This window comes from Ehrlichia japonica (assembly GCF_000632845.1).
In the GTDB taxonomy this organism is placed as follows: Bacteria; Pseudomonadota; Alphaproteobacteria; order Rickettsiales; family Anaplasmataceae; genus Ehrlichia; species Ehrlichia japonica.
On the sequence record NZ_CP007474.1, the window covers coordinates 962,780 to 989,264 of the forward strand.

The following is a 26,485-nucleotide window of genomic DNA, read 5'->3' on the forward strand; positions in this document are numbered from 1 at the left end:
ATTTAAAATATAGTATCACTCTTTATCACCAAGAACTTTTAAACACAAAGCCAATCTTACCGGAATATTATAAGATATCATGCTCATTATTTGTGCATGTAATTCTCTTAGAGATGGTAAACTAGCAAAGTATAAAACTTTTTCGCTATCTAATACTTCATTGCTATCGTACGCACATAATAAACTTATCTTGCTTTTATTGTTTTTTATAAATTTTGCAAGAATTTTTGAAATTACTATTATATCATCTGAATAAACAATAAATACAGGGCCTAAAAACCTAGCAGCTAATTCTTCTTTACCCATTTTTTTTAAGGCAATACGAGATAAACTATTTTTTACTACCATTAAACCACTATTAGCCATTTTTAATTCTCTCCTCAGAGAAAAGAAATCATCAGCCACCATACCTTGAAAATTAGCAACTATAAAATATTTAAATTTAACAAATAAGCCTTCTACTTTGTTTAAATACAATTCTTTATCGCTACGCTTCACTGTCTCCACTCCAATACTAATTATTTAAATTTTCTACTTTAACAGATTTCCCCATAGTTGAAATAACAAACACATCTTTAAAGTATAAACCCTTAATAGACGCAGGCTTACATTGCTTTACTGCATTAATTACTGCATTAAAATTTTCCAATAAATCTTCTATAGAAAATTTAATATTCCCAATCTTTGCATGAACAATACCAGTCTTATCAGACTTAAATTTAATTTGACCAGATTTTATTACTTTAATGGCCTTAGCAAGCTCAAAAGTTACCGTATTAAACTTAGGATTTGGCATTAACCCCCTAGGACCTAAAATTTTAGCGATAGAAGAAACCGACGCCATAAAATCTGGAGTAGCAAGACACCAATCTACATCTAATTTACATTGTTTTTTCTTTATTTCTTCAATCAATTCTTCATCACCTACAACATCAGCCATAGCTTCTCTAGCCATTTCTAAATATCCACCTTTAGTAAACACTGCAACTTTTATTTCTCTTCCTAATCCTTTAGGCAATACAACACATCCCCTAACTTGCTCATCAGACTTTGAATTATTAATATTAAGATTTATTGCAACATCCACAGATTCACAAAAATTAGCTTTAGCAGACCCTATAACCTTCTTTAAACCTGACTCAATATCATAAACCTCATCACTAATCAATGAATTCATATAATTCCTCTACTATATCCACTATTATTTATAATTTACTCTTCTACTACAATAATACCCATAGAAGATGCTGTACCAATAACCATTTTAGCTGCAGCTTCTATAGTATCAGCATTCATATCAGACATTTTACGCCTAGCTATCTCATAAACATCTGACATCTTAACCTTTCCAATATTATCCTTTCCAGGATTCACTGAACCTTTTTCAATTGCAGCAGCTTTCTTTAATAAATAGGACACAGGAGAATCGCTTATTGTAAAACTGTAAGATTTATCATTATAAATAGATATTCTAGCAGTAACCGGATCACCAACTTTATATTGTTTACCTTCACCACTTGTAATGTCATTGAACTCTTTACAAAATTTAGGCATCGGTATACCACGAGGCCCTAAGACAGAAGCAATTTTAGGTCCAGGATTAGCTTTTCCAGCCTCTATCATCAAATTTATCTTAGATACTAAAACAGCACTCACAATTACCCCTCCACTTTTTGTATATGCTCTAACTTAAATTCTATCTTAGTCAGTCTACCAAATATCATTACACTGACCCCTGCTATCTTTTTATCATCATTAATGTATTCAACTTTGCCATTAAAATCTTGGAATAACCCATCATTAATCACAACTTCATCACCAATTTCAAAATTAATAACACTAACATCATCTACTACACTCTGACACATTCTCTTACGCATAGACTCCATTTCACTTTCAGAAATAACTTTAGGAACACCAAAATCATTATTTAAAAAATTCAACACCCTAGGTATATTCCTAACAAAATTAATTGAATTTTCATGTAAACTCATATACAAAAACACATACCCCGGTGACAATTTCCTTTTTACCAATACCTTTTTATTGTGTTTTACTCGAGTAACTTCTTCATACGGAATAAATACTTCACGAAAACTTTCCTCTAGACCTAACACTCGAGAATTTTCTAAAATAGTTTGACAAACTTTCTCTTCGCTACCAGATGATACCTGAATAATATACCACTCATATTTCATAAATTACCCCAAGTACTATCTTGATCAATTTCAAAAATAAAAAATCTACACAACAAAATAAAATAGACATAAAAGTAATTATTAATATTACTATAAACAAAAATCCCACAACCTCATTTTTAGAAGCCCAAGAAACTTGCAAAGCTTCCTGCTTTACCCCAAGTAAAAACTTAGCAATATTACTCATTATAAAATCACCTACATGTCATATTACTTAAATCAAATGGCAGGAGTGATAGGAATCGAACCCATAACCTTCAGTTTTGGAGACTGACGCTCTAGCCAATTGAGCTACACTCCTATATACAATGTATTACTACTCCAAAATTTCAGTAATAATACCAGAGCCTACAGTTCTACCGCCTTCACGAATTGCAAACCTCAATCCCTTGTCAATAGCAACAGGCTTATCTAAACTTACTTCGATATTTATATTATCTCCAGGCATTACCATCTCAACTCCATCAGGTAATTTTATATTCCCTGTTACATCAGTCGTCCTAACATAAAATTGTGGCTGATAATTTGAGAAAAATGGAGTGTGTCTTCCACCTTCTTCTTTCTTTAATATATATACCTCTGCTTTGAATTTCTTATATGAATGTATTTGACCAGGCGCACTTAATACTTGCCCCCTTTCTACATCTTCCTTCTTTATCCCTCTTAATAATATACCAGCATTATCCCCTGCTTCACCCGCATCTAATGCCTTATGGAACATTTCAACTCCTGTACATACTGTGCTTTGCACATCACGTAACCCTACTATCTCTATTTTATCCCCTACTTTGATTACTCCTCTTTCTATCCTTCCTGTTACTACTGTACCCCTTCCAGGTATTGAAAATACATCTTCTATCGACATTAAAAATGGCTTGTCTTTTTCTCTTGTCGGTAAATTTATTTTCTCTAAGGCATTCATCAATTCCATAATCTTTTCACTCCACACACCTGAGCCTGTTTCTTCTTCTAATGCCTTAACTGCAGATCCCCTGACAACATCTATATCATCCCCTGGATATCCATATTTTGATAATAATTCCCTTATCTCCATCTCAACCAATGACAACATTTCTTCATCATCTACAACATCACATTTATTCATCCATACTACTATATCTTTTACTCCAACTTGCTTTGCTAATAGTATATGTTCTCTTGTTTGAGGCATTGCTCCATCAGTTGCAGAGACTACTAATATTGCTGCATCCATTTGCGCAGCACCTGTTATCATGTTTTTTATATAATCAGCATGTCCCGGACAATCTACATGCGCATAATGTCTATTCTCTGTTTCATATTCTACGTGTGCTGTTGAAATGGTTATACCTCTTGCTTTCTCTTCTGGTGCTTTATCTATTTCATCATATTTTACACTTTTATTACCTTCTCCACTTAATCTCTTCGCTAACACTGTTGTTAACGCTGCTGTTAATGTTGTCTTACCATGATCAACATGCCCTATTGTCCCTACATTTATATGTGGTTTCCTTTCTTCTACCATAACATTACACCCATTATTTAATTTTTATTTCATTCGCTACTATATTATCAGGTACTTGCTCATAACAAGAAAAATACATGCTATACTGCGCTCTACCCTGAGACATAGAGCGTAAATCCTTAACATACCCAAACATTTTTGCTAAAGGAATAAATGCCAATATTACCTTAGTATTGTGACGATCTTGCATTTCAGCCACTCTACCTCTCCTACTGTTAATATCACCTATAACATCCCCCATATACTCATCAGGAGTGATTATTTCAACCTTCATAATAGGCTCAAGCAATACTGCGCCAGCTTTATTTACCATATCTCTAAAAGCACCTTTCGCAGCTAATTCAAATGCTAAAGGACTAGAATCTACTTCATGAAATGCACCATCAACTAAAATTGCTTTAAAATCAATAACAGGAAACCCTGCCAACATACCACTTCCCCTAATATTCTCTAATCCATTTTGAACACCAGGTATATATTCTTTAGGTATTGCGCCACCAGTAATTTTACTTTCAAATTGGAACCCAGAACCAGGAGGCAATGGTTCAAATAATATATTGACCTTTGCAAATTGTCCAGCACCACCTGTTTGCTTTTTGTGAATATACTCAATTTCAACAGATTTAGTAATGGTTTCTCTATAAGCAACCTGTGGAGCACCTATATTGGCTTCAACATTAAATTCACGACGCATCCTATCTACAATAACTTCAAGATGCAATTCACCCATTCCCTTTAAAATAGTTTGCCCACTTTCAGGATTCACACACATACCAAGTGATGGATCTTCTGCAATTAATCTACTTAAAGCTATACCCATTTTCTCTTGGTCTGCCGTAGATTTTGGTTCTACTGCAATTTCCATAACCGGTTCAGGAAATTCCATGCGTTCTAAAATAACAGGCTGATCCAATGCACACAATGTATCGCCAGTCACTGTTTTTTTAAGCCCAGCTAAAGCAACAATATCACCAGCCCTTGCTTCAGTTATATCTTCTCTATTATTAGCATGCATTAACAAAATTCTACCTATAGATTCTGTAGAATTTTTAACTGCATTTAGCACTGTAGTCTTACTTGACAATTTACCTGAGTAAATTCTTATAAAAGTTAAACTACCAACAAATTTATCAGTCATTACTTTGAAAGCCAATGCAACAAATTTGCCACTAATAGAAGATTTTATATTTATAGTATTAGAAGTCTTTACATCAATAGCTTCCATCATAGAAATATCATTAGGCGCAGGCAAAAAATCAACAACAGCATCTAATAAAGGCTGTACCCCTCTATTTTTAAAAGCAGAACCACACAAAACAGGTACGAATTTTGACTGAATTACTCCTGCACGAATACACTTTTTTAACAAAGAGACAGATATTTCTTTACCTTCAAAATACAAATTCATTGCCTCATCATTAAGCTCAACTGCACTTTCCAAGAGTTTGTTCCTATATTCATGAGCTTTATCAAGCATATCTTTAGGAATTTCTCCATAGTAAAAACTTGCTCCCAAAGAATCTTCATCCCATATAACTGATCTCATTTCTAATAAATCAACAACTCCAACAAAATCCTTTTCAATTCCTATTGGCAATTGCAACACTAACGGGGTAGCACCAAGACGCTCAACAACCATATCAACACACCGATAAAAATCTGCCCCCATTCTATCCATTTTGTTCATAAAACAAATCCTTGGTACATTATATTTATCAGCTTGACGCCATACTGTTTCTGATTGAGGTTCAACACCTGCAACTCCATCAAAAACAGCAACAGCACCATCTAAAACACGCAAAGATCTCTCTACCTCTATAGTAAAATCAACGTGACCAGGAGTATCAATAATATTAATCCTATGACCATTCCAAAAACATGTAGTAGCCGCAGAAGTTATTGTAATTCCTCTTTCTTTTTCTTGCTCCATCCAATCCATAGACGCAGCACCTTCATGAACTTCACCAATCCTATTTTGTTTTCCAGTATAAAAAAGTATACGCTCGGTAGTAGTAGTCTTTCCGGCATCTATATGCGCCATAATTCCTATATTCCTACACTTAGATAACTCGTTATCTATGCTCACAAACTTATCTCCAAAAATTACATATTAATTAAAGCGAAAATGAGAAAACGCCTTGTTTGCTTCTGCCATCTTATATTTTTCTTCTCTCATTTTATACGCACCACCACGTTTATTATAAGCTTCTAATAACTCATTACACAAACAATCCATATACATCTTATTACTACGTTTCCTCGCTGCTGTTGTTGCTTTAAAAATCCAACGTAAGGCTAATGAAACTGCCCTGTCTTCCTTTACTTCTACAGGCACTTGATACGTTACACCACCTATTCTACGAGAACGAACTTCCATCTGTGGCATCACATTGTTTAGAGCAGCACTAAAAATCGACATAGCATTCTCACCAAGATGAGATTCCGCTTTACCCAAAGCCCCGTATACTATCTTCTCAGCTATAGATCTTTCGCCAGAACGCATAATAACATTAATGAAACGTGCTAGTAACACACTATTATACTTTGAATCAGGAGAAATAACTCTTTTACTTGCTCTACGACGACGAGACATATATTACCACATTAATTAACTTTTCTTTACACCATATTTTGAACGTGCTTTTTTCCTATTTTGCACTCCTCGAGAATCCAATGCTCCACGTATAATATGATACCGGACCCCAGGTAAATCTTTTACACGCCCACCTCTAATTAAGACAACTGAATGCTCCTGTAAATTATGTCCTTCACCAGGTATATAAGCTATAACTTCACTACCATAACCAGCAATTTTTACACGAGCAATTTTACGTAAAGCTGAATTTGGCTTCTTAGGAGTAGTAGTATATACCTTTACGCATACTGCTCTTTTTTGCGGATTATGCTGAAGTGCAGGCGCCTTATTTAACGAAGGACGAGACTTCCTAGGCTTGCGAACTAATTGATTTATTGTTGGCATAATGTAACAACCTTACAGTTTATTATTAATAATACAGATACAAGTAGCACCATATATCTTAGCTTTAATAGGAGCATGCGTTACTTATAAAAGAATCACGAACCTTAGTCAATAGAAATTTAACGATTTTTCAAAAACTAATAAACTTAATAGAACAAGATATCACCAACAACTCAAGTACTCTTTATAGATATACTATTAAAAATTATTTGCAACCATTATATTCATTCCTTATCTATGTTTCAAATAACATAGCAAATACAGTTGTAGCAACGCTTGTTTACATCCAATTTTATTACTACTTAATAATAAATATAAAATTGTTTGACTTTTTTCGCTATATGATTAGCAGGCATAATTATGGTGTTTTGATACCTTTAAATTCTTATAACATCAAAACTGAATTTACTCTTTGCTATACTTACAATTACCTCTCTTATATTTTTTGAATAATCCCACATTCTCAGGAACAGCATGAAGTACAACCCCACTATTAGCAATATTATTTGCATAAGAACATGCTTTCCCTTCTCTTAGATCTTTCTAATACTTGAAACAGATTCACATGCTTTGACAAAATGATAAAAACGCCATCAGAAAAAAATTACCAAAAATTTCTTCTTAGATTACAATAACATGATGTCTTCTCTTTTTATAGCATATGACCACAAAGATTATGCGTCAAAATCATTAGAATAAGTTTATTCTTTAACAGCAGTAAAATTCTTTTCTAAATGCTCAATCTACGAATCAAGAACATTTTTTTATTTTCATACAGATGACCCCAAAAACATAAAAATCTATACCTTGCTACTTAACCTTCTAGCATTAAATCTCGACAAATCAGTTTTTACACACATCTAAAAAAGGTAGATATTGATAAAGACCTAACCAATACTATATGTGTTTTTTCACAATTTCCATGATTGCCTCAAATAAACAAAATGTACCTTTATCAGCACAAGACTGATATCTCTAACCCATTGCTTTCCATGCCATTATTATCTCCATAAACATTCTACATCTTCTAATGTCAACACACTGAATTGTCCTAAGTTCAAGTAATCATCAACATGTATTACTAAATCAGGATCATGTTTTAATATTAGATAGTATTTATTACAAACACCACTCTAAACATCTAGAACGTTGCGGCTTCAATTTCCGACTACAAAACGTACTATATATATCCAGTAGACTCCAAATTGCTATTTCTCTAATCTTGCTACAGATATCATCAAAGACTCCCTCCACTGTAGGAACACCCTAATATCTATTCCAAATTTTGATGATATACTATAAAGCATGCACATCTTCTAAACAAGAAGTTAACACACAATCAAACATTTTATAATTTAGACTGAGTAAATAATGGGTCAGCATTAGAGATATAGATAATCAAGTTAACATTACAAAAAACTAGCTGAGCACAATCTCATTTACATAACTTTTAGACGATGGTATCGATAATTGCCCACAAACTTCACTAACAACAAAATCAATAGCTTCACATTTAGCACGTCGAGTATTCATATTATCAATAACGTGACTACATACACCCAAACCTGCGCCTAAAAACCTAGTAATAAAATATAACCCTGCCAAAAACGCACCAGTCATTAACACTACACTGTACACATTTAAAAACAATATTTCTTGAACATACAGATTAGATAGCAACAAAAAATTACAAGTAACAACACAAACACCAGCAAATATTATATTACTCATGTACCTAAATATTGTTATGTTATTAATTCCTTTACCATTTTTTGTATCCTGTACAAAACAAGAATTACGATCATTTTTTAATAATTGCACTTCATTACTTTCGGGTTTTTTAACACAATTAATAAATTTAATGCAAGATAATACCAAAAACATGATTACTGATAAACCAACTAACCAATTAGATATTGTATTTAAATTGCTATCTATCACATTATAATGTTTTAATAAAAACAAGACTGCTCCTATAATATATATTAACAAGCAAACCATACGTACCTGCTCTAATGTATTAGTAAGTTTCTTGTTTTTAATTTGTAAATACATTAATATATTTTCCTAAAATTTATCTTTATTAACTTAAATATCCCTTTCTAGATGTGATTAATGACCTAAAATATACAATAATTTATCATTTAATAATAATTAATTATTCTAATGCTTTCCTTTAACCAACAAATAAGATATGCTGTTACTTAAGTTTTTAGAATGTACTTAATAAATGAATACTGATGATTTATTGTTTGTACCCTTAGGTGGGGTCGGACAGATAGGCATGAATGTCAATTTATATCATTTGAATGGTAAATGGATAATCATTGATTTCGGAGCAGGTTTTGCTGATGACAATATGCCAGGAATAGACATGATTGTTGCTGATATCAGCTTTATAAAAAAAAATAAAAAGAATCTACTTGGTATAGTATTAACACATGCTCATGAAGACCATATAGGAGGTATACAGTATCTCTGGAATGATTTACAATGTCCAATATATGCAACGAAATTTACCGCTGCTTTACTGCAAGCAAAATTAAAAGAATATTCATTTGAAGTCAACATAACAGAAATTGATACTACAAAAAGATTAAATCTTGGTCCTTTTACTCTTGAATTTATAAATTTGACACACTCGATACCAGAAATGAATGCAATTGCATTACATACTGACAAAGGAATAGTAGTACACACAGGAGATTGGAAGTTAGATGATAACCCAATGATTGGCCCTGTATCGAACACACAAAGGTTAAAAGAATTAGGAGATGAAGGAGTTTTAGCACTTGTATGCGATTCAACCAACATATTTACTAAAAACAAATCAGGATCCGAAGGTGACTTAGAAGAAAGTTTGTTCAATATAATAAAAAACTGCAATCAAAAAGTTGCCGTATCTTTATTTGCTTCCAACATTGCACGAATCCATACCATAACACACATTGCAGAAAGATTAGATAGAAAAGTAGTAATACTAGGAAAATCTCTTATAAGAATTACACAGGCTGCACAAGACAGCGGGTATCTACAAGACATACCAGAATTCATTAACATCAACCAAGCAAATAAACTTCCAAGGAATCAAGTTTTACTACTTTGTACTGGTTGTCAAGGTGAAGCGTTAGCAGCAACTGCTAAACTTGCTAACAATTCTCATGCATTAACCAAATTAGAAGATGGAGATACAATCATCTTTTCTTCCAAAATAATTCCAGGAAATGAAAAGCGCATATATAGTGTATTCAATAAATTCGTCAATATGGGAATTAATGTTATTACAGAATTTATGGAACATGTACATGTATCAGGACACCCTTCCAAAAATGAAGTAGCTACTATGTATTCATTAGTAAGGCCTAAACTATCTATTCCTGTGCACGGGGAATACATACATATGTACGAACATGCCAAAATTGCAAAGCAGTGTAACGTAGATAAAGCAATAATAGTTCATCCAGGAGATGTAATAAGCCTCACAAAAAAACAAAAGATTAATTCTGTGAAAGCTGGTTATTTTGGTGTTGATGGTAATTTCTTACACCACCCTCAAGGTAGCGTCATATCCATGAGGAAAAGGATGAAAGATTCAGGAATAATTGTAATAACACTAGTTTTAAATAATAAAAAAGAACTATTAAAAGAGCCAAGAATTTTTGCTCCAGGGGTGTTAGACCATTTTGATAGTGGAGCAATTATCAAAAAAATCTCATCTAAAATAAGCAGTGAACTTTATTCTAAAAAAATAAACAATATACGACAACATGTGGAAAATATAGTTTTTAATGCTTTAAAACACAATGTTAAAAACAAACCATTCGTTGAAGTACAGCTAGAATACATAAACTAGTACCCCTTATACTAGCACAAATATTTACTTAGTAACAATTTGCACAGCCCCCCTATAATTCAATAATGTACAGACAATATAGGTTTCAATGCTCTAAGATATAATAAAAAAACAACTTATTTATGAAGTACACTTAGAATACACAACTATATCTTGTATATTCCATAACCATCAAGTATTTGTTAAAAATAACTTCAATACCATAAAACTAGCGATATAATCAAAATAGAAAAACACACACATTAAAGCTTGTCTATTTCATTAATAATTAATTCCTATGACACAAGACCATTTCTAATTATATAAACAATACATTGGACAACTTACTACTTATCAGTAATAACACTACCAACAATAAGTGTTTCTAATATTACAATAATATAAACTCTAAGCTTGTCACAATAATCTTAACATTGTATATGTATGATGTGGTTCTTCTTCAATTAAAATATAATGGATAATCAATCATCAATAATAAAAGCAACAATAGCGTTAATACCATTTCATGGGATATCCGATGATACACTATTAAAAGCTTGTATTGATCTCAATTTAAGTGAAGAATTTTGCAAATTTCATAATGGAATATATGATGTACTAAATAGCATAAATGAGGATTTGATGAACTTTATAAGTACAAAATTCCATGAAACAGAAACCGTTAATAATTTGAAAATACGTGAAAAAATACAATATACAGTTCATCTATGCTTAATATATTATACTTCATTACCAAATTATAGAGAATTACTAAAAAACATATCGTATGAAGCATTATATAACATGTGTTTTTTTTCTAAATCTTTATATAAATTAGTAGACCACATTTGGTATCTAATTGGTGATAAATCAACTGACTTTAATTATTATACTAAAAGAATTACATTAGCTGTTGTATACACAAGTACTATTATGTATTTTATCAATGATTTCTCTAATAATCACGCTGATACTATTCTTTTTTTAGAAAGACGGATTAATAATGTAATACAGATACATAGATTAAAATCCTATGTATCCAATAAGACTGAAAAATTTAATATATTCAAAATCAAATTTGACAATGAATAAAAACTATATTAGTTATTATAGCCACATCTCTTCAATAAATAATGTTAATATTATCGAAGAAATAGCTACATTACATAATGTGTAAAGGTATAAGAATTTCATCTACAACAAAAAATCTCAAAAAACATAGTTAATTATTAATGATAAAAACGCGTTTCTAGAGTACTCATTACTAAGAAAACTACCATCGATTTTTTACTACATCACAGTGTTACACTATATTTTGACAGAACCAATAATATTTTATATTAAACTTATCAATAATTAATGCTAACAGACTATAATAGAGAAAAATATTAATTTAGAAATACTGTACAACAGATAATATTATAAATAACCTCATATACGCAATGTAAAATATTAGAACAAGTAAAGATATTTTAAGATATTTATCTGATAAATAGTGCATTATAATATTCACCAAATATGTTATAAACTAAATGTTACACTTATCGTATTATATATTATGTATCAAAAATTCAGAAATTTCATAAAAGTAGGGTTATCACTACCAAAACTTTTAGGTCATCACACACTACATCTAGAGAATAACAAAAAAGAACAAGGATCAAATATATTGACCAAATCACTACTTATCATAGACAACATGGTAAACCTTTTATTCAAGTACAATAAGAAAGATTCAATAAATGAAGTACTAAAAATATCGTGGGGACCACTATTCACTGGCTTTATCATTATCTTACTATTCTTTGGCATATTTGGAATATGGTCTGCAGTAGCACCACTCGATGGTTCAGTAATTGCACAAGGCGAAGTAGTCCCTTCATCAGAAAAACAAATTATACAGCACTTAGAAGGTGGTATCATTAATAAAATCCTAGTAAAAGAAGGGGAATTAGTCCAAAAAGATCAGCCTATAATATATTTACACAACACTACAGCCAAAGCTAATCTAGATATCATAAAAGAGCGGATGCTTGATTTACTGGCAACAGAAGCTAGGTTAGTCGCCATAAAATATAATAATCAATCTCTAACCTTTCCAGATACTATAAAGGATCTATCAGATGAAAAAACAAGAATGCAAATAATAGAAAATCAGCAACAATTATTTGAATCACATAAAAAAAACGTATCCGGACAAATAGATATTCTACAACAACGCATAAAACAGCTACATCAAGAATTATCAGGATTATCTGCTCAATTAACTTCAGCAATAACTCAACATAAATTGATCAAAGAAGAACTAGAAACAAAAAAAAGTCTTTTAGAGGACGGATACATTAGTAAACCACATATTATTGCACTTAAACGTCAATATGCTGAATCTAAAGGAAAAATCGGTCAAATTAAATCTGCTATTGCATCAGTAAATCAAAAAATCGGAGAAAATAAATTAGAAATAATCAACATCACTAACAACGTACAAAATAAAATTAATTTTGAACTTAAAGATGTAACATCTGCTATCACAGACTTAAAAGAAAAGATGAAAACTGCCCAAGATATATTAGACAGAACTATAATAAGATCTCCTCAAACAGGCATTATAACAGGATTAAAATATCACACAGAAGGTGGAGTCATAACTCCTGGAGCGCCTATTACAAATGTTGTTCCATTAAACGACGATTTAATTATAGATGCAAAAATACAAACAAAACATATTGAACAGATTTTATCAGCACAGATGAAAGATAAAAATATGGTATCATATGAAGATTATCGTGGACTAAAGGCAAAAATACGCCTTAGTGCTTATAATATACGTAAAATTGGATTAATTAATGGAATAGTAGTACAAGTATCAGCTGATGCTTTAAGTGAAGTCAATGGAATGCGTTACTATAAGATACAGGTAATAATACCAAAAAAACAATCTACAAAGCTAAAAAATTTAAAGTTGTATCCTGGAATGCCAGTAGAAGTTTTTATAATTACCCAGTCCCGTACTTTGCTTAACTACTTATTTACTCCAATAACCAGCACTTTTGAAAAAGCTTTTAATGAAAGGTGATAAACATGCTAAACTTAAGGTACTTCTAGTTGAGAGATTATACAAACGCATTTATATAGAATATTACTATATATTTACAGAGCATGCCTAAGTACAATTAAAGAAAAAGTATTAAAAAACAATAGAAAATATTAAAAGCTACATTCATTTTCAATATAAAATTTTATAGTGCAAAATTGTAAACTTATAAACATGCAGCAGTTATCTAAAAATAACTTAACATTTCAATTGTAATAGATAGATTTTCTAGACTTTACAAGATATAGAAAAACAGAACCTACATGTTACATACTTGTACAATATTATTTATTACATAATTTTATTATATTTAGATCTATCATATTGAAACATTCTACATAATATAATTACTGATATTAGCCCAATAAGTACTATAACCAGAGCATATGGAGCTGCATCAGTGTATCTTTCATCACTGATAAGTTCATACATTGTAGTAGCCATAGTATCAAAGTTAAAAGGCCTAATAATTAGTGTTGCTGCTAGTTCCTTTATAACATCAACAAATACTAATAAAAACCCAACTAATATACTCTTCTTAATCATTGGAATATGAATATTAAAGCACGTAGAAATTACATTATGTCCCATTAACAAAGATGACCAATCTATTTCTTTTGGAATCTTATTTAATCCAGATTCTATAGGGCCTAAAGATATAGCAAGAAACCTAAATACATAAGAATATATTAACCCAAATGTTGTTCCTATCAGAGCAAATGAAAAATATGAGGTAACAAAATGTGATAGACTTCCTAGTAATACCATAACACTTACAGCAACAATAGTATTAGGGACAGCATAACCCATCACAATAAATTTTATTATATAAGATAACGATTCCCTTTTTCTGATTATGTATGACATAATAACTGATATCACAACAGTAATAATAGCTGTTATAAATGCTATACTAACACTATTGAATATAGATATATAGAATCTACTATTAGCTACTAATGTTCCAACTCTCTCAATAGTCCAATACAATAAAGGTACAATAGGTATTACAAAACCTATTAACACTGGCACTAAACAAACACAATATATTAATACAAGTTTCAATTTATTCTCAACCTTCCAAGTATGATAATATTCTGTATTCATCTTTATTGTTGAATAAGATATCCCTTTACCACGAAATAACTTTTCTAATATGATAAGCAAAAATATAAAAAACAATGCAATAAAAGCAAATAAACAAGCAGAATATTTATCATATAATAAAAACCAATTCCTATATATTCCTCTAGTAAAAGTATCTATTGCAAGAAATTGTGGTGTACCAAAATCAGATATTACTTCCATTAATACAAATGATACACCAGCAGCAATAGCTGGACGAACTACGGGCAAAGCAATGGAAGTTAAAATTTTACCCCTAAAAGGACATAACGTGGTAGCAACTGCAATAGTACTACGAATAGCTATTAAACTTGTTCTCACTAACATATATACATAGGGATACAGATTAAATCCTATAATAATAATCCCCCATCCCAAGGATTTAACATTAGGAAAATAATAATCTCCTTTACTCCAATGAAAAGTTTCTCGCAAAAAGATTTGCAAAGGACCCGAAAATTCAAAAATATTTACATAAACATATGCAACTATATACCCTGGTATCGAAAGTGGTAAAAAAAGAGCTATTTCAAAAAATCTACGTCCAAAAAATGAATAATAAGTTACAAACCAAGCTGCTGATATACCAATAACAAGCGCTATTATTCCCACTCCTATCATCAAAATAATAGTATTAAAAGCATATTCAGGCAAAACAGATGTTAATAGATCTATTGTTTTATCTTCAGTAAATATAATAGAAATCAATGAAAATATTGGGGCTATAAACATCCCAACCAATACACACAGAAAAACGTTTTTTAAAAGATTTGGAAACGACACTATTTTGAGGTTAATTATATTGATCAGTCATGTATTTATTATACATAAACAACCTCTATCAGTCACTTAAAACCTTATAAAATATTTTATTGATAGAATTTCTCTGTATGTGATATATAGGGACATTAAACGTTTTTATAAAAAAATGGCAAGAAAGTCTCAATATCATATTTCTCTCAGGATAATGCACTGGTTAACTGGTATACCAATCATATTAATGCTGATTATGGGGTTTTGCTTGAAAATGGAGGTATTCCCCGACAATTATCCTATAGGGAAATTTTATTCCCTACATAAATCAACAGGGATAATATTGTTATTTTTATTAATATTACGCATAATATGTAGGCTTAATTCAATTATCCCCTCATATCCTAAAAGCTTTTCATGTTTCTTAGCTTTAATTTCTAAAATTACACATATAAGTTTATATATTACTGTCATAGGAATGGCTACATCTGGTTATGTTATGTCCTCAGCCTCAGGAAAAGCAATAGAAATTTTTTCATTTAATGTGCCATTATTAATTGACTCCAACAAACACATAGCTAACGCTGCACAACAGGCCCATAACATATGCGCATATATGTTGTCTACTTTAATAATTGTACATATACTAGCAGCACTAAAGCATAAATTTATAGATAAGGATAATATTTTTAATCGTATAATATAAGAGTTGTCATGCTATCAGAATTATGGAAAGTAGGTATAGAGTTTCTAGGAAGTAAATTTGCTATTATGGGTGGAGCAATGAGTTGGGTCTCAGATCCTTACCTAGTATCTGCAATATCAAATGCTGGAGGGTTTGGTGTTTTAGCGTGTGGTTCTATTAGTTCTGAAGAACTAAGGAAAGAAATAGAACTTACTCAACAGTTAACAGACAATGCTTTTGGGGTAAATTTAATTATAATGCATCCTACTTTAAATGAATTAATTGAAGTATGCATTGAAAAGAACATCACACATATAGTATTAGCAGGTGGTATACCCAATAGTAAAATTATAAACCGTATTAAAGATGCAAATATCAAAATCATGTGTTTTGCATCATCTTTATCAATTGCAAAAAGGTTAGTAAGAGCAGGAGTAGATGCATTAATAGTAGAGGGAATGGAAGCAGGTGGACACATAGGCCCTGTAAGTACTTCTGTGCTGATACAGGAAATACTACCCTATTTTAGACAAGAAGAACACCTTAAAAAAGTACCTATTTTTATTGCCGGAGGGATTGGAAGAGGAGAAATGATAGCACATTATTTAATAATGGGAGCAAGTGGATGCCAGATTGGGACGCTTTTTGTGTGCACACATGAATCACGTGTACATAAAAACTTTAAGGAGATATTTATTAAATCTTCTTCTAGGGATGCAATATCATCTTCACAATTAAGTAAAGATTTTTCAGTTATACCAGTACGAGCTATAGCAAATGATGCTAGCATGAAATTTTTAGAATTACAAAAAGATGTCATTAATTTATATAACCAAGGAAAAATTTCAAAAGAAGATGGGCAACTTACCATAGAAAAATTCTGGGCCGGAGCATTACGAAAAGCAGTAATAGAAGGGGATATCACCAATGGATCTCTCATGGCCGGACAAAGTGTAGGAATGATACGTGAAATACAAACTACCGAACAAGTAATTCAAGGGCTCATACTACAAGCGTGTAACTATATAACTTCGGTACAAAAATTAACGACCTGTTAAATAACTAATTTATATATAGACACAGCAGTACTGCTATATTTACCAATTTTAACAAACTAAGAAACATGTAAATTTAAGCCTAATATAAAAAATTTTTTGCAAAGCTTATTTATGTTATATATCAACAAATCTTTATTTTTTAATCTTTTATGTAAAGAAATAAAAAAGATTATTTACAAATTACACCGTGATTCCATATAAAATACAACAATCCATATACTTCATTGAAACTAAAATATTAGCAAAGTTAAAGTAGTAATACACCATAAAAGATTTTTAGTAACTTGACATAATATCACCTTGGTATAGCATATGACTCGACACTTTATAACAAAACTTATTATGTATTGGAGCATATAATGAAAGTCATCAAATTTATACTTAATGTCTGTTTATTAGTTGCAGCAGTTTTTTTAGGATATTCTTACATAACAAAACAAGGTATCTTTCAAGTAAAGCATCATGATTCTACTAACATAATACCGGATGGATCTCATGTTGAGACTAGTTTTACTTTAACGAATCAAGATGGGAATGTAGTAAATAGTTACGACTTTCGAGGAAAATACATGTTAGTTTTGTTTGGATTTTCTTCATGTGAAAGTATATGCCCTGCAGAATTAGGATTAGCATCTGAAGTTCTTTCACGACTTGGTAATGATGCAGATAAAATACAAGTCATTTTTATCACAGTTGATCCAATAAATGATACTGTAGAAAAGTTAAAAAAATTTCATGACCATTTCGATTCAAGAATTCAAATGCTAACAGGCAATACTGAAGATATTAAGCAAATAATACAAAATTATAACATATATGTGGGGCAACCAGATAAAGATAATCAAATCTCTCACTCTACTATAATGTATATTCTCGATAAAAAAGGGAAGTATCTTACATACTTTTATCCAAAGTTACAAGAAGAAACAAATCAAGCAGATGAGCTATTATCTATAATAAAACAATACCTCTAATTTAATAATTAATTAAAGAGAATAGTACACACTCTTATATGAATTTATGGATATGCGTGATGGATAGATTTCTTTTACTGTTTTTATTGCTAATAATATTAGTATTTAATTCTAATGCACAACAAATACGAGTTGTTGGGTCGTCTACAGCATTTCCATTTATCTCAGCCATAGCAGAAGAATTTGGAAGATTTTCAGATTATGGAACCCCTATAATAGAGTCAGTCGGTAGTGGCATGGGATTCAGTATGTTTTGTCAAGGTGCAGGAAAAAATACACCGGATATAGTAATGTCATCCAGAAAGATCAACGATGCAGAACTTAAATTATGTAAAAGTAATAATATCAATAATATTATAGAACTCATTATAGGTTATGATGGCATAGTAATCGCAAGTTCTAAAGACAGCGATAAGCTTGATTTTACTAAAAAAGATCTATTTAAAGCTTTAAGTAAATATTCTACATCAAATGAATATATTGAAACAATACCATTAAACAATTTTAGATATTGGTCTGAAATTAACAACAGATTCCCTAATATTGATATTGAAGTTTATGGTCCATACAAAAACACTGGAACTTACAACATACTAATAGAAGAAATAATGCAAGATGCTTGTATAACTAACCAAAACTTTATCGATGTATACCCTGACCTTACAAAAAGGCAACGCATATGTGGTGTCATGCGTAATGATGGTAAGTACATTGAAGTTGCTGCAAATGAAAATATTATTATACAAAAAATAGCGAAAAACCATGATGCCTTCGGCATATTAAGTTTTAGTTTTTTAGTTAAAAATCAAGATAAAATTCACGCAAACAAAATAGCAGGAATAGAACCTAATTATGAGACAATTTCCTCAGGAAAATATGTTCTATCAAGACCTCTATATTTATATATAAAACAAGAGCACATTAACCTTTCTCCTGGCTTAAAAGAATTTATTAAGGTAATCTTAAGAGAAGATTCTATTGGCAAGAATGGATACCTAATTGGATTAGGCTTTATACCTTTATCAGATAAAGATTTAGAAGACACTAAAAATCGCATTATCAACACATTGGAAAAACAATAGCAAATATCATAAATATAGGTTCATTTACTATCTAAAGTTATATATAATGTTTTTATGATCATAATTTCTTAAAAACAATTTGACATAATTAATTTGTTATTGGTATCATTACTGCTCGATTTATCTATATAGGAGGACTTTCTTTGGTTGAAGTTATAGTTTACCATGGAGATATAGAACAAGGTATACGTACCCTCAAAAAGAAATTACAACGTGAGGGGAAGCCTAGACAGATGAAGATTACTCATCATGAAAAACCATCAGAAAAACGTGCAAGGAAAAAGGATGATTGTGAAAGAAGAAGGAAGAAATTGCACAAGATACCTTACGAGCCACAGTTTACTAAGTTTCAAGTTAGTGCAAGACATTTTCAGGTGAAGAGGCCTTCTCAAGCTGATGACAGCACTAATAAATGAGTATAGAGTTATAATTATAGCTCTCTCTATATACTAAATCATAGTCATAGTACAAGTAAGGTGTATTAATATGAATATTCATGAGTATCAGGCAAAGCATATACTAAGTAAGTTTGGGATTAACATTCCGAAAGGAGTTGTAGTACATTCATTGAGTGAAGTTGATGGTGCTATTAGTCAGTTAAATTCAAAGATAGTTGTTGTAAAAGCTCAGATTCATGCTGGTGGTAGAGGTAAAGCCGGTGGGGTTGTAGTATCTCGTACGTTAGACGAAGCTAAGATGTCTGTAAAAAATATGTTAGGGTCAACTTTAGTTACTCATCAGACTTCAAAAGATGGACAAAAAGTAAGAAAAGTCTACTTAGAGGCAGGCTGTGATATCAAGAAAGAATATTACATAAGTGCTATTGTAAATCGTAAACAAGGTAAAGTAAGCATAATATTTTCAACTGAAGGTGGTGTTGACATAGAAGAAGTAGCTTCGACTTATCCAGAAAAAGTTATTGTATGTGATATCGACCCAATATTTGAATTCCAGAGCTTTCACGGACGTAATTTATGTTTTGACAGTAATCTAAGTTTAGATCAAACAAGAAAAATTTCCGATATAGCTGGAAAAATATACAAAGCCATGTTAAGCACTGATGCAAGCCAAATAGAAATTAATCCTTTAGTAGAAACATCATCAGGAGATTTTATTGCTCTCGATGCAAAAATGAATTTTGATGATAATGCATTATATCGTCATCCTGACATACAGGAACTACGCGACTATGATGAAGAAATTAAAGAAGAGATAGAAGCCTCAAAGTATGGTTTAAGCTATATAAAGATGGATGGTAATATTGGATGCATGGTAAATGGTGCAGGACTTGCTATGGCAACTATGGATATTATTAAATACTATGGTGCTGAACCAGCAAATTTCTTAGATGTGGGTGGAGGAGCAAGTCAAAAAACTGTTACTGAAGCATTCAAGATCATTTTAGCAGATAGTAAGGTTGATGGAATATTAGTTAATATATTTGGTGGTATAATGCGCTGTGATATAATTGCTGGTGGGATTATTGCTGCTATACAAGAAATTGGGATAAAGGTTCCATTAGTTGTAAGGTTATCCGGAACAAATTTTGAATTAGGAAAAAAACTACTAGATGACTCAAATTTAAATATTATTACAGCAAATGATTTAAGCGAAGCAGCATACAATATAGTTAATATAGTAAAGAAATAGAGGCAATATGTCCATTTTAGTAGATAGTAATACAAAAGTTATATGCCAGGGTTTTACTGGTGCTCATGGTACATTCCATTCAGAACAAGCTATTGCTTATGGAACAAACATGGTAGGTGGAGTAACTCCTGGAAAAGGTGGGACATATCATTTGAACTTACCAGTTTTCAACACTGTCAAGCAAGCTAAATTAGAGGTAGGAGCTAATGCTACTGTTATTTACGTTCCAGCCCCTTACGCAGCTGATGCAATATTAGAAGCAATTGAAGCTGAGATAGAGCTTATCATTTGTATTACAGAGGGCATACCTATTTTAGATATGGTACAAGTAAAACGTGCTTTACTTAACTCAGCAAGTATATTAATAGGCCCTAATTGTCCTGGTATCATCACTCCAGAAGAATGTAAAATTGGTATTATGCCTGGATACATACATAAACGTGGTCATATAGGTGTTATTTCACGCTCTGGAACACTTACATATGAAGCAGTAGCACAAACCACAGAAGTTGGATTAGGCCAATCAACATGTATTGGCATAGGTGGAGATCCTATTCATGGAATGTCTTTCACAGACTGCATGAAGCTATTCATAAGCGATCCAGACACACATGGTATTATCATGATTGGAGAGATTGGAGGGTCAGAAGAGGAAGAGGTTGCAGAATTTATAAAGTTATCAAGAACTAATAAACCTATAGTTGGATTCATCGCTGGAAAAACTGCACCTCCAGGGAAACGCATGGGTCATGCTGGAGCAATTTCCTCCGGTATTTCAGGCAGTGCTGAGAATAAAATAGCAGCCATGAAAAATGCAGGTATTATTATTGCTGAAACTCCAGCAGTCATAGGAAGAACAATGTTAGAAGCTGTGAATAATAAAACAAAAAGCTAAGTTTAAATACACTTTTTTGCCTATATTGTATATTTTTAAATGCTGGGTTGATATCAACATTTGCTTCTTGTTATGTTAAAATTCTTGGCCAGTGATAAGCGGTAGGCTTATTTTGTAAAGTTACAAGCAAAACAGGATGCATTTTTTATGGTTTCTCAATACTCATTTTCTGGCACTGACTGTTTTATGCTGTTCCATGTAGCTATAATGAGGATTATCCTATAAAGATGAGTAGATAAAACGAAAAGATGCTAGCATACAGTTATTAATTAACTTTTACATAATTGATATTAAAAAGCCAAGTATTTCCAGCATTTACTATAAGCAAGCACATTGTCTTAACAACTCATTTGAATTTTTACTATCAATACTTCTATAAACTTATACTTGTCACAACAAATCATGTTTAGATAATTTATAAAAAAATCTTACATACAAGTATTTTTCCATTAACAAAGTATATATATTATCTCTATTAAATATTATAAAAATTTTTAACTTGCCGCCTACAGAGCTTTGCTATCTCAAAACCTTATAATACACACTCCCTATTTCTTATTCGTAACATACTATTTAAAAAATATTAACCTTATCATACTCACAATATCCATTTCATTTTCAATACAAGCAAATTATCTCAAAAATCAATAAACAATATGCCTATCTTTACAACAAAAAGAATATGAAATCATATAAAATTTGCATTATCTAATCATTAAAAATACTAATTAATTTAGTTTTTACATGCGATATAATATCCACTCCTTTAACGTATTCTCCACTAATTTGCGCTAATTGAGCATTGCCTCCACCTTTGCTTTTCATTACGCTACCTATTATTTTTACAAAATCTGCAGCTTTAACTTTGCTATGTAAACTACTCCCAACTCCTACAGTATATATCACATTGTGATCCACAACATTAGAAAACAATATAATCCCACTATCAGTTAGATGCTTATTAACAAACTTCCTAACTATATCAATCGGTACATCATTTAAATTACTATACAAGAAATCAATATTTCCTATTTTCTCAGCGCTAACACCTTGTAGCTTAATCATACTAAAATAGACATCTGATAATTTCTGCTTTAGTTCTTGATTACTTTTATTAAGCTTATCTATTTGTGGTAATACATTATCTATAGGAGTCTTAATATGCTCAGCAATTGAATACAACATCTTCTCTTGTTGTCTGAAATAATTTATTGCATATTGACCTGTAACAGCCTCTATTCTACGTATTCCACAAGCAACACTAGCTTCTGAGATTATCCTAAAACACCCTATCTCGCCAGTGTATTTCACATGAGTACCACAACATAATTCTTTCGAATCTTTTATATTAACTACTCTCACTCCATGTTCTTCATATTTTTCAATAAACAACGCAACAGCCCCTTCAGCAACTGCATCTTTTAAATTACATATATCAGTAATAACAGGACTATTCTCACGTATTAAAGAATACATCTTATCTTCAATCAAAGTAAGCTGCTCATTTGTTAATGCCATACCATAACTAAAATCAAATCGTAATTTATCATCACTTACCAATGATCCTTTTTGCATGATGCTATTATCTATTTCCGACTTTAAGACATAATGTAACAAATGTGTTGCTGAATGATTAGCACACAAATTTTTTCTTCTTTCATCATTTACTTCTGCAGAAATTATATCCCCTACCATTACGGAGCCTTTTCTGATAACACACTCATGAACATAAAGAGTATCTAATATCTTTTTTGTGTCTATCACTTCAGCAACATTACTATCATCAAGTAACGCCTTTTCCTGTCTCACAATAACACTTAATATTCCTGTATCTCCTTTTTGCCCTCCAGATTCAGCATAAAATGGTGTTATATCCAACAATATATCAACTTTATCTCCAACATTAGCTACTTCAATACTCTTATCATTTCCATGGACTATTGATAAAACTTTAGCCTTAGCATTACAATGTTCATACCCGATAAATTTTGTATCACCACAATACTGTTTAACATCTGTCCAAAATTTTCCTTTTAACTGTTGATCAGATTTTATGGAATGGTTAAGCCTAGATCTTTCTTTTTGTTTGCTCATGTTATCATAAAAGCCCTGTTCATCAAATTTTACTCCTTTTTCTTTTATAACATCTAAAGTGACATCTACCGGAAACCCATAAGTATCATACAATTTAAAAGCAATATCACCTGATAAAACATCACCTGAAGATAAGTTCATTAACTCTTTCTCAAGTAATGGCAATGCCCTAACTAAAGTATCTCTAAAATTCTCTTCTTCTATCTTTAAAATTGATACTATTAGATCTTTAGCATGAAATAATTCAGGATAATAATCCGCCATATATCCACAACTTTTTTCATCAATTAAAGTCGGAAAGATTTGATACATCAAAGCTCCATCATATTTTAACATATATACATATCGAGCTGCTCTTCTAATTATACGACGTAAAATGTAATCTCTTCCTTCATTACCTGGTGTTAAGCCTTCTGCTATTAGAAATGCTGCTGAACGTACATGATCTGCAATAACTCTATGGGCAAGTTCATTTGTATTATCACCTGATTGCTTTTTCGATACCTCTATCAAATCTTTAAACAAGCTTATATCATAGTTATCATGTACCCCTTGCATAACAGCTGTAATTCTTTCAAGTCCCATACCAGTATCTATACATTTTTTTGGTAATGCACATAGTTCACCATCTAACTTTCTATCATATTGCATAAAAACTAAATTCCAGATCTCCGTAAACCTTGCACCATCTTCTTCTAAAGTACCAGGTAATCCTCCTTTTACATTATCCCCATAATCATAGAAAATCTCTGAACAAGGACCACATGGTCCTGTATTTCCCATACTCCAAAAATTATCATTAGTTTTTATTTTGATTATTTTACTATCAGAAACACCACTGATTTTTTTCCATAAATCAAACGCTTCTTGATCATCATGATATACTGTAAAATATAGCTTATTCTTGTTCAAAGACAGCTCTTTAGTAATAAAATTCCAAGCAAATTCTATAGCACCTTCCTTAAAATAATGACCAAAACTAAAATTACCAAGCATTTCAAAAAAAGTATGATGTCTATTTGTATGTCCAACATTCTCTAAATCATTATGCTTACCACCTACCCTTAAGCATTTTTGACTTGATACAGCTGTATCTATACTCGCATTACTAGGATCAATAAACATCTGTTTAAACTGCACCATACCAGCATTAGTAAATAACAAAGATGGATCATCTGTTATCATTAGTGGAGAAGATGGAAAAACTTGGTGACTATTTTTTGCAAAAAAATCTATAAATAATTTTCGAAGATTGCTAACTAAGTTATTTTTTATCATAAACTCATTCTTTCATAAAATATAAATTACATCATAAAAGCATACATTTGATATTACAAAGCACTATAAAAGTGATAAAATAAATTGACTTATACAACAAAGGTATAATTATTAAATTATACATATAACAAATTTGTGAACTTTATTTATAAATAACATGATATTCATTACAATACTATTGTCTATAGCATTATTAATAGGAAATTATCATAAAGTAAAACTTACTTTCGAAGATAAATTTAATATTATAACTTACCTAAATATTATCTATCCATTCATTGTCTGTTATTCATTTTATACACAGCACCTGAATATAGCATTTATCTTAGTAACATTCATTGTATTAATTTTAATATTAATAGCAGCATACATAGATAAAGAATTCTTACTACTGAAGCTTATCATGTTTTCTTCAGTAGCCTTACTCTCCATTATCGTAATATGTATAGTACTATGCTTAACTTATGAATCAGCATTATTTTTCAGTAAGATACCATTAACTGATTTTTTATTTGGAATTAACTGGCAACCTGATCCAGACATCATAGACGGAAAACCAGTCGGATCATTTGGAATATTACCATTATTAAGCGGTACACTCCTTATAGTTATTGTTGCAATAACCATAGCCGCACCTCTAGGATTATTTTCTGCAATTTATATAAGTGAATATGCAAGTAAGAAAATAAGATATATAACCAACACAATACTTGAAATACTAGCAGGTATTCCTACAGTAGTGTATGGATATTTTGCCGTAGTATTTTTATCACCATCGATTAGAAGTTTGGCAAAGTATTACAATCTTAATGCTCAATCGGAAAATGCACTAGTAGCTGGACTAGTAATAGGAATCATGATTCTCCCATTCATTACTTCTCTGATAGAGAATGCTATACATTCTGTCCCCAAGACTTTACGATATGGATCCATGGCACTTGGAGCATCAAGAGCAGATACTATTTGGAATATTATAATCCCATATGCATTACCCAATATCATTAGCTCAATTATATTATCAATTTCAAGAGTAATTGGAGAAACAATGATTGTATTAATGGCAGCTGGTATAACAGCACATTTAAGTTTTAATCCATTACATGCTGTAACTACTATTACAGTGCAAATTGCTACAATTCTAACTGGAGATCAAAACTTCAATAGTATTCAAACTTCATCAGCATATGCTTTAGGGCTTACACTATTTATAATAACGTGGCTTCTTAATTTACTTGCACTACACATTACAAAAAAAGCAACAAAATCTATTAAAATTCACTAGC

23 protein-coding genes and 1 tRNA gene are annotated in these 26,485 nt (G+C 31.1%); 11 read left to right on the forward strand and 13 right to left on the reverse strand.

Annotated elements, in window-relative coordinates; all coding sequences use genetic code 11:
• Positions 1 to 15: 15 nt before the first annotated feature.
• The 11 genes from rplJ to EHF_RS03785 form a co-directional block, all read right to left on the reverse strand.
• A complete protein-coding gene (rplJ, locus tag EHF_RS03735) occupies positions 16 to 498 on the reverse strand; it encodes a 50S ribosomal protein L10 (protein ID WP_044195919.1) in 483 nt (160 codons plus the stop codon).
• Between the two features lie 16 nt (positions 499 to 514).
• Positions 515 to 1,177, reverse strand: coding sequence for a 50S ribosomal protein L1 (gene rplA / locus EHF_RS03740; protein ID WP_044195381.1), 663 nt, complete (start codon positions 1,175 to 1,177; stop codon positions 515 to 517).
• 35 nt (positions 1,178 to 1,212) lie between these two features.
• On the reverse strand, positions 1,213 to 1,623 hold the full coding sequence (rplK, locus tag EHF_RS03745; protein WP_044195921.1) for a 50S ribosomal protein L11: 411 nt from the start codon (positions 1,621 to 1,623) through the stop codon (positions 1,213 to 1,215).
• Between the two features lie 35 nt (positions 1,624 to 1,658).
• A complete protein-coding gene (gene nusG / locus EHF_RS03750; protein ID WP_044195384.1) occupies positions 1,659 to 2,198 on the reverse strand; it encodes a transcription termination/antitermination protein NusG in 540 nt (179 codons plus the stop codon).
• Positions 2,188 to 2,385: a preprotein translocase subunit SecE gene (gene secE / locus EHF_RS03755; protein ID WP_044195386.1), complete on the reverse strand. Its 198-nt coding sequence runs from the start codon at positions 2,383 to 2,385 to the stop codon at positions 2,188 to 2,190. The genes nusG and secE overlap by 11 nt, the downstream gene beginning before the upstream one ends.
• A gap of 37 nt (positions 2,386 to 2,422) precedes the next feature.
• Positions 2,423 to 2,499: transfer RNA gene (locus EHF_RS03760), tRNA-Trp, on the reverse strand.
• 15 nt (positions 2,500 to 2,514) lie between these two features.
• A complete protein-coding gene (tuf, locus tag EHF_RS03765; RefSeq protein WP_044194392.1) occupies positions 2,515 to 3,702 on the reverse strand; it encodes an elongation factor Tu in 1,188 nt (395 codons plus the stop codon).
• 13 nt (positions 3,703 to 3,715) lie between these two features.
• Positions 3,716 to 5,788: an elongation factor G gene (gene fusA / locus EHF_RS03770; protein ID WP_084475742.1), complete on the reverse strand. Its 2,073-nt coding sequence runs from the start codon at positions 5,786 to 5,788 to the stop codon at positions 3,716 to 3,718.
• Between the two features lie 24 nt (positions 5,789 to 5,812).
• Positions 5,813 to 6,295 carry a 30S ribosomal protein S7 gene (gene rpsG / locus EHF_RS03775; protein ID WP_044195389.1) on the reverse strand — a complete coding sequence of 161 codons (483 nt, stop codon included), beginning with the start codon at positions 6,293 to 6,295 and terminating at the stop codon, positions 5,813 to 5,815.
• A 15-nt stretch (positions 6,296 to 6,310) separates the two neighbouring features.
• Entirely contained in the window at positions 6,311 to 6,682 is a 372-nt protein-coding gene (gene rpsL, locus EHF_RS03780) for a 30S ribosomal protein S12 (protein ID WP_044195393.1), read from the reverse strand.
• A 1,419-nt stretch (positions 6,683 to 8,101) separates the two neighbouring features.
• Positions 8,102 to 8,683: a hypothetical protein gene (locus EHF_RS03785; RefSeq protein WP_232228935.1), complete on the reverse strand. Its 582-nt coding sequence runs from the start codon at positions 8,681 to 8,683 to the stop codon at positions 8,102 to 8,104.
• A 229-nt stretch (positions 8,684 to 8,912) separates the two neighbouring features.
• Here EHF_RS03785 and EHF_RS03790 point away from each other — a divergent pair, with 229 nt between their 5' ends.
• The 3 genes from EHF_RS03790 to EHF_RS03800 all read left to right on the forward strand — a co-directional run bounded on the left by EHF_RS03790 (position 8,913) and on the right by EHF_RS03800 (position 13,590).
• Positions 8,913 to 10,535: a ribonuclease J gene (locus EHF_RS03790; protein ID WP_044195398.1), complete on the forward strand. Its 1,623-nt coding sequence runs from the start codon at positions 8,913 to 8,915 to the stop codon at positions 10,533 to 10,535.
• A 453-nt stretch (positions 10,536 to 10,988) separates the two neighbouring features.
• Positions 10,989 to 11,606 carry a COQ9 family protein gene (locus EHF_RS03795; RefSeq protein WP_044195402.1) on the forward strand — a complete coding sequence of 206 codons (618 nt, stop codon included), beginning with the start codon at positions 10,989 to 10,991 and terminating at the stop codon, positions 11,604 to 11,606.
• Positions 11,607 to 12,072: 466 nt separating this feature from the next.
• Positions 12,073 to 13,590, forward strand: coding sequence for an HlyD family type I secretion periplasmic adaptor subunit (locus tag EHF_RS03800; RefSeq protein WP_044195404.1), 1,518 nt, complete (start codon positions 12,073 to 12,075; stop codon positions 13,588 to 13,590).
• Positions 13,591 to 13,899: 309 nt separating this feature from the next.
• Here EHF_RS03800 and EHF_RS03805 read toward each other — a convergent pair whose 3' ends face one another.
• A complete protein-coding gene (locus tag EHF_RS03805; protein ID WP_044195407.1) occupies positions 13,900 to 15,465 on the reverse strand; it encodes an ABC transporter permease in 1,566 nt (521 codons plus the stop codon).
• 196 nt (positions 15,466 to 15,661) lie between these two features.
• Between EHF_RS03805 and EHF_RS03810 the strand changes: the two genes are divergently transcribed.
• From EHF_RS03810 to sucD, 7 genes are all read left to right on the forward strand, one after another.
• Positions 15,662 to 16,192: a cytochrome b gene (locus EHF_RS03810; protein WP_044195409.1), complete on the forward strand. Its 531-nt coding sequence runs from the start codon at positions 15,662 to 15,664 to the stop codon at positions 16,190 to 16,192.
• Between the two features lie 8 nt (positions 16,193 to 16,200).
• Positions 16,201 to 17,229, forward strand: coding sequence for an NAD(P)H-dependent flavin oxidoreductase (locus EHF_RS03815; protein ID WP_044195412.1), 1,029 nt, complete (start codon positions 16,201 to 16,203; stop codon positions 17,227 to 17,229).
• 359 nt (positions 17,230 to 17,588) lie between these two features.
• Positions 17,589 to 18,203, forward strand: coding sequence for an SCO family protein (locus EHF_RS03820; RefSeq protein ID WP_044195415.1), 615 nt, complete (start codon positions 17,589 to 17,591; stop codon positions 18,201 to 18,203).
• Positions 18,204 to 18,262: 59 nt separating this feature from the next.
• Positions 18,263 to 19,285, forward strand: a complete 1,023-nt coding sequence (locus EHF_RS03825; protein WP_044195417.1) for a substrate-binding domain-containing protein — start codon at positions 18,263 to 18,265, stop codon at positions 19,283 to 19,285.
• A gap of 143 nt (positions 19,286 to 19,428) precedes the next feature.
• Complete coding sequence (rpsU, locus tag EHF_RS03830; protein ID WP_024071783.1) at positions 19,429 to 19,701, forward strand: 30S ribosomal protein S21; 273 nt, start codon at positions 19,429 to 19,431, stop codon at positions 19,699 to 19,701.
• Positions 19,702 to 19,771: 70 nt separating this feature from the next.
• On the forward strand, positions 19,772 to 20,935 hold the full coding sequence (gene sucC, locus EHF_RS03835; protein ID WP_044195420.1) for an ADP-forming succinate--CoA ligase subunit beta: 1,164 nt from the start codon (positions 19,772 to 19,774) through the stop codon (positions 20,933 to 20,935).
• Between the two features lie 7 nt (positions 20,936 to 20,942).
• On the forward strand, positions 20,943 to 21,830 hold the full coding sequence (gene sucD / locus EHF_RS03840; RefSeq protein ID WP_044195422.1) for a succinate--CoA ligase subunit alpha: 888 nt from the start codon (positions 20,943 to 20,945) through the stop codon (positions 21,828 to 21,830).
• Between the two features lie 708 nt (positions 21,831 to 22,538).
• Here sucD and alaS read toward each other — a convergent pair.
• Positions 22,539 to 25,202, reverse strand: coding sequence for an alanine--tRNA ligase (alaS, locus tag EHF_RS03845; RefSeq protein WP_044195424.1), 2,664 nt, complete (start codon positions 25,200 to 25,202; stop codon positions 22,539 to 22,541).
• Between the two features lie 157 nt (positions 25,203 to 25,359).
• On the opposite strand from alaS, the gene pstC reads away from it, so the two are divergent.
• Entirely contained in the window at positions 25,360 to 26,484 is a 1,125-nt protein-coding gene (gene pstC / locus EHF_RS03850; RefSeq protein WP_044195427.1) for a phosphate ABC transporter permease subunit PstC, read from the forward strand.
• Position 26,485: the final 1 nt, after the last annotated feature.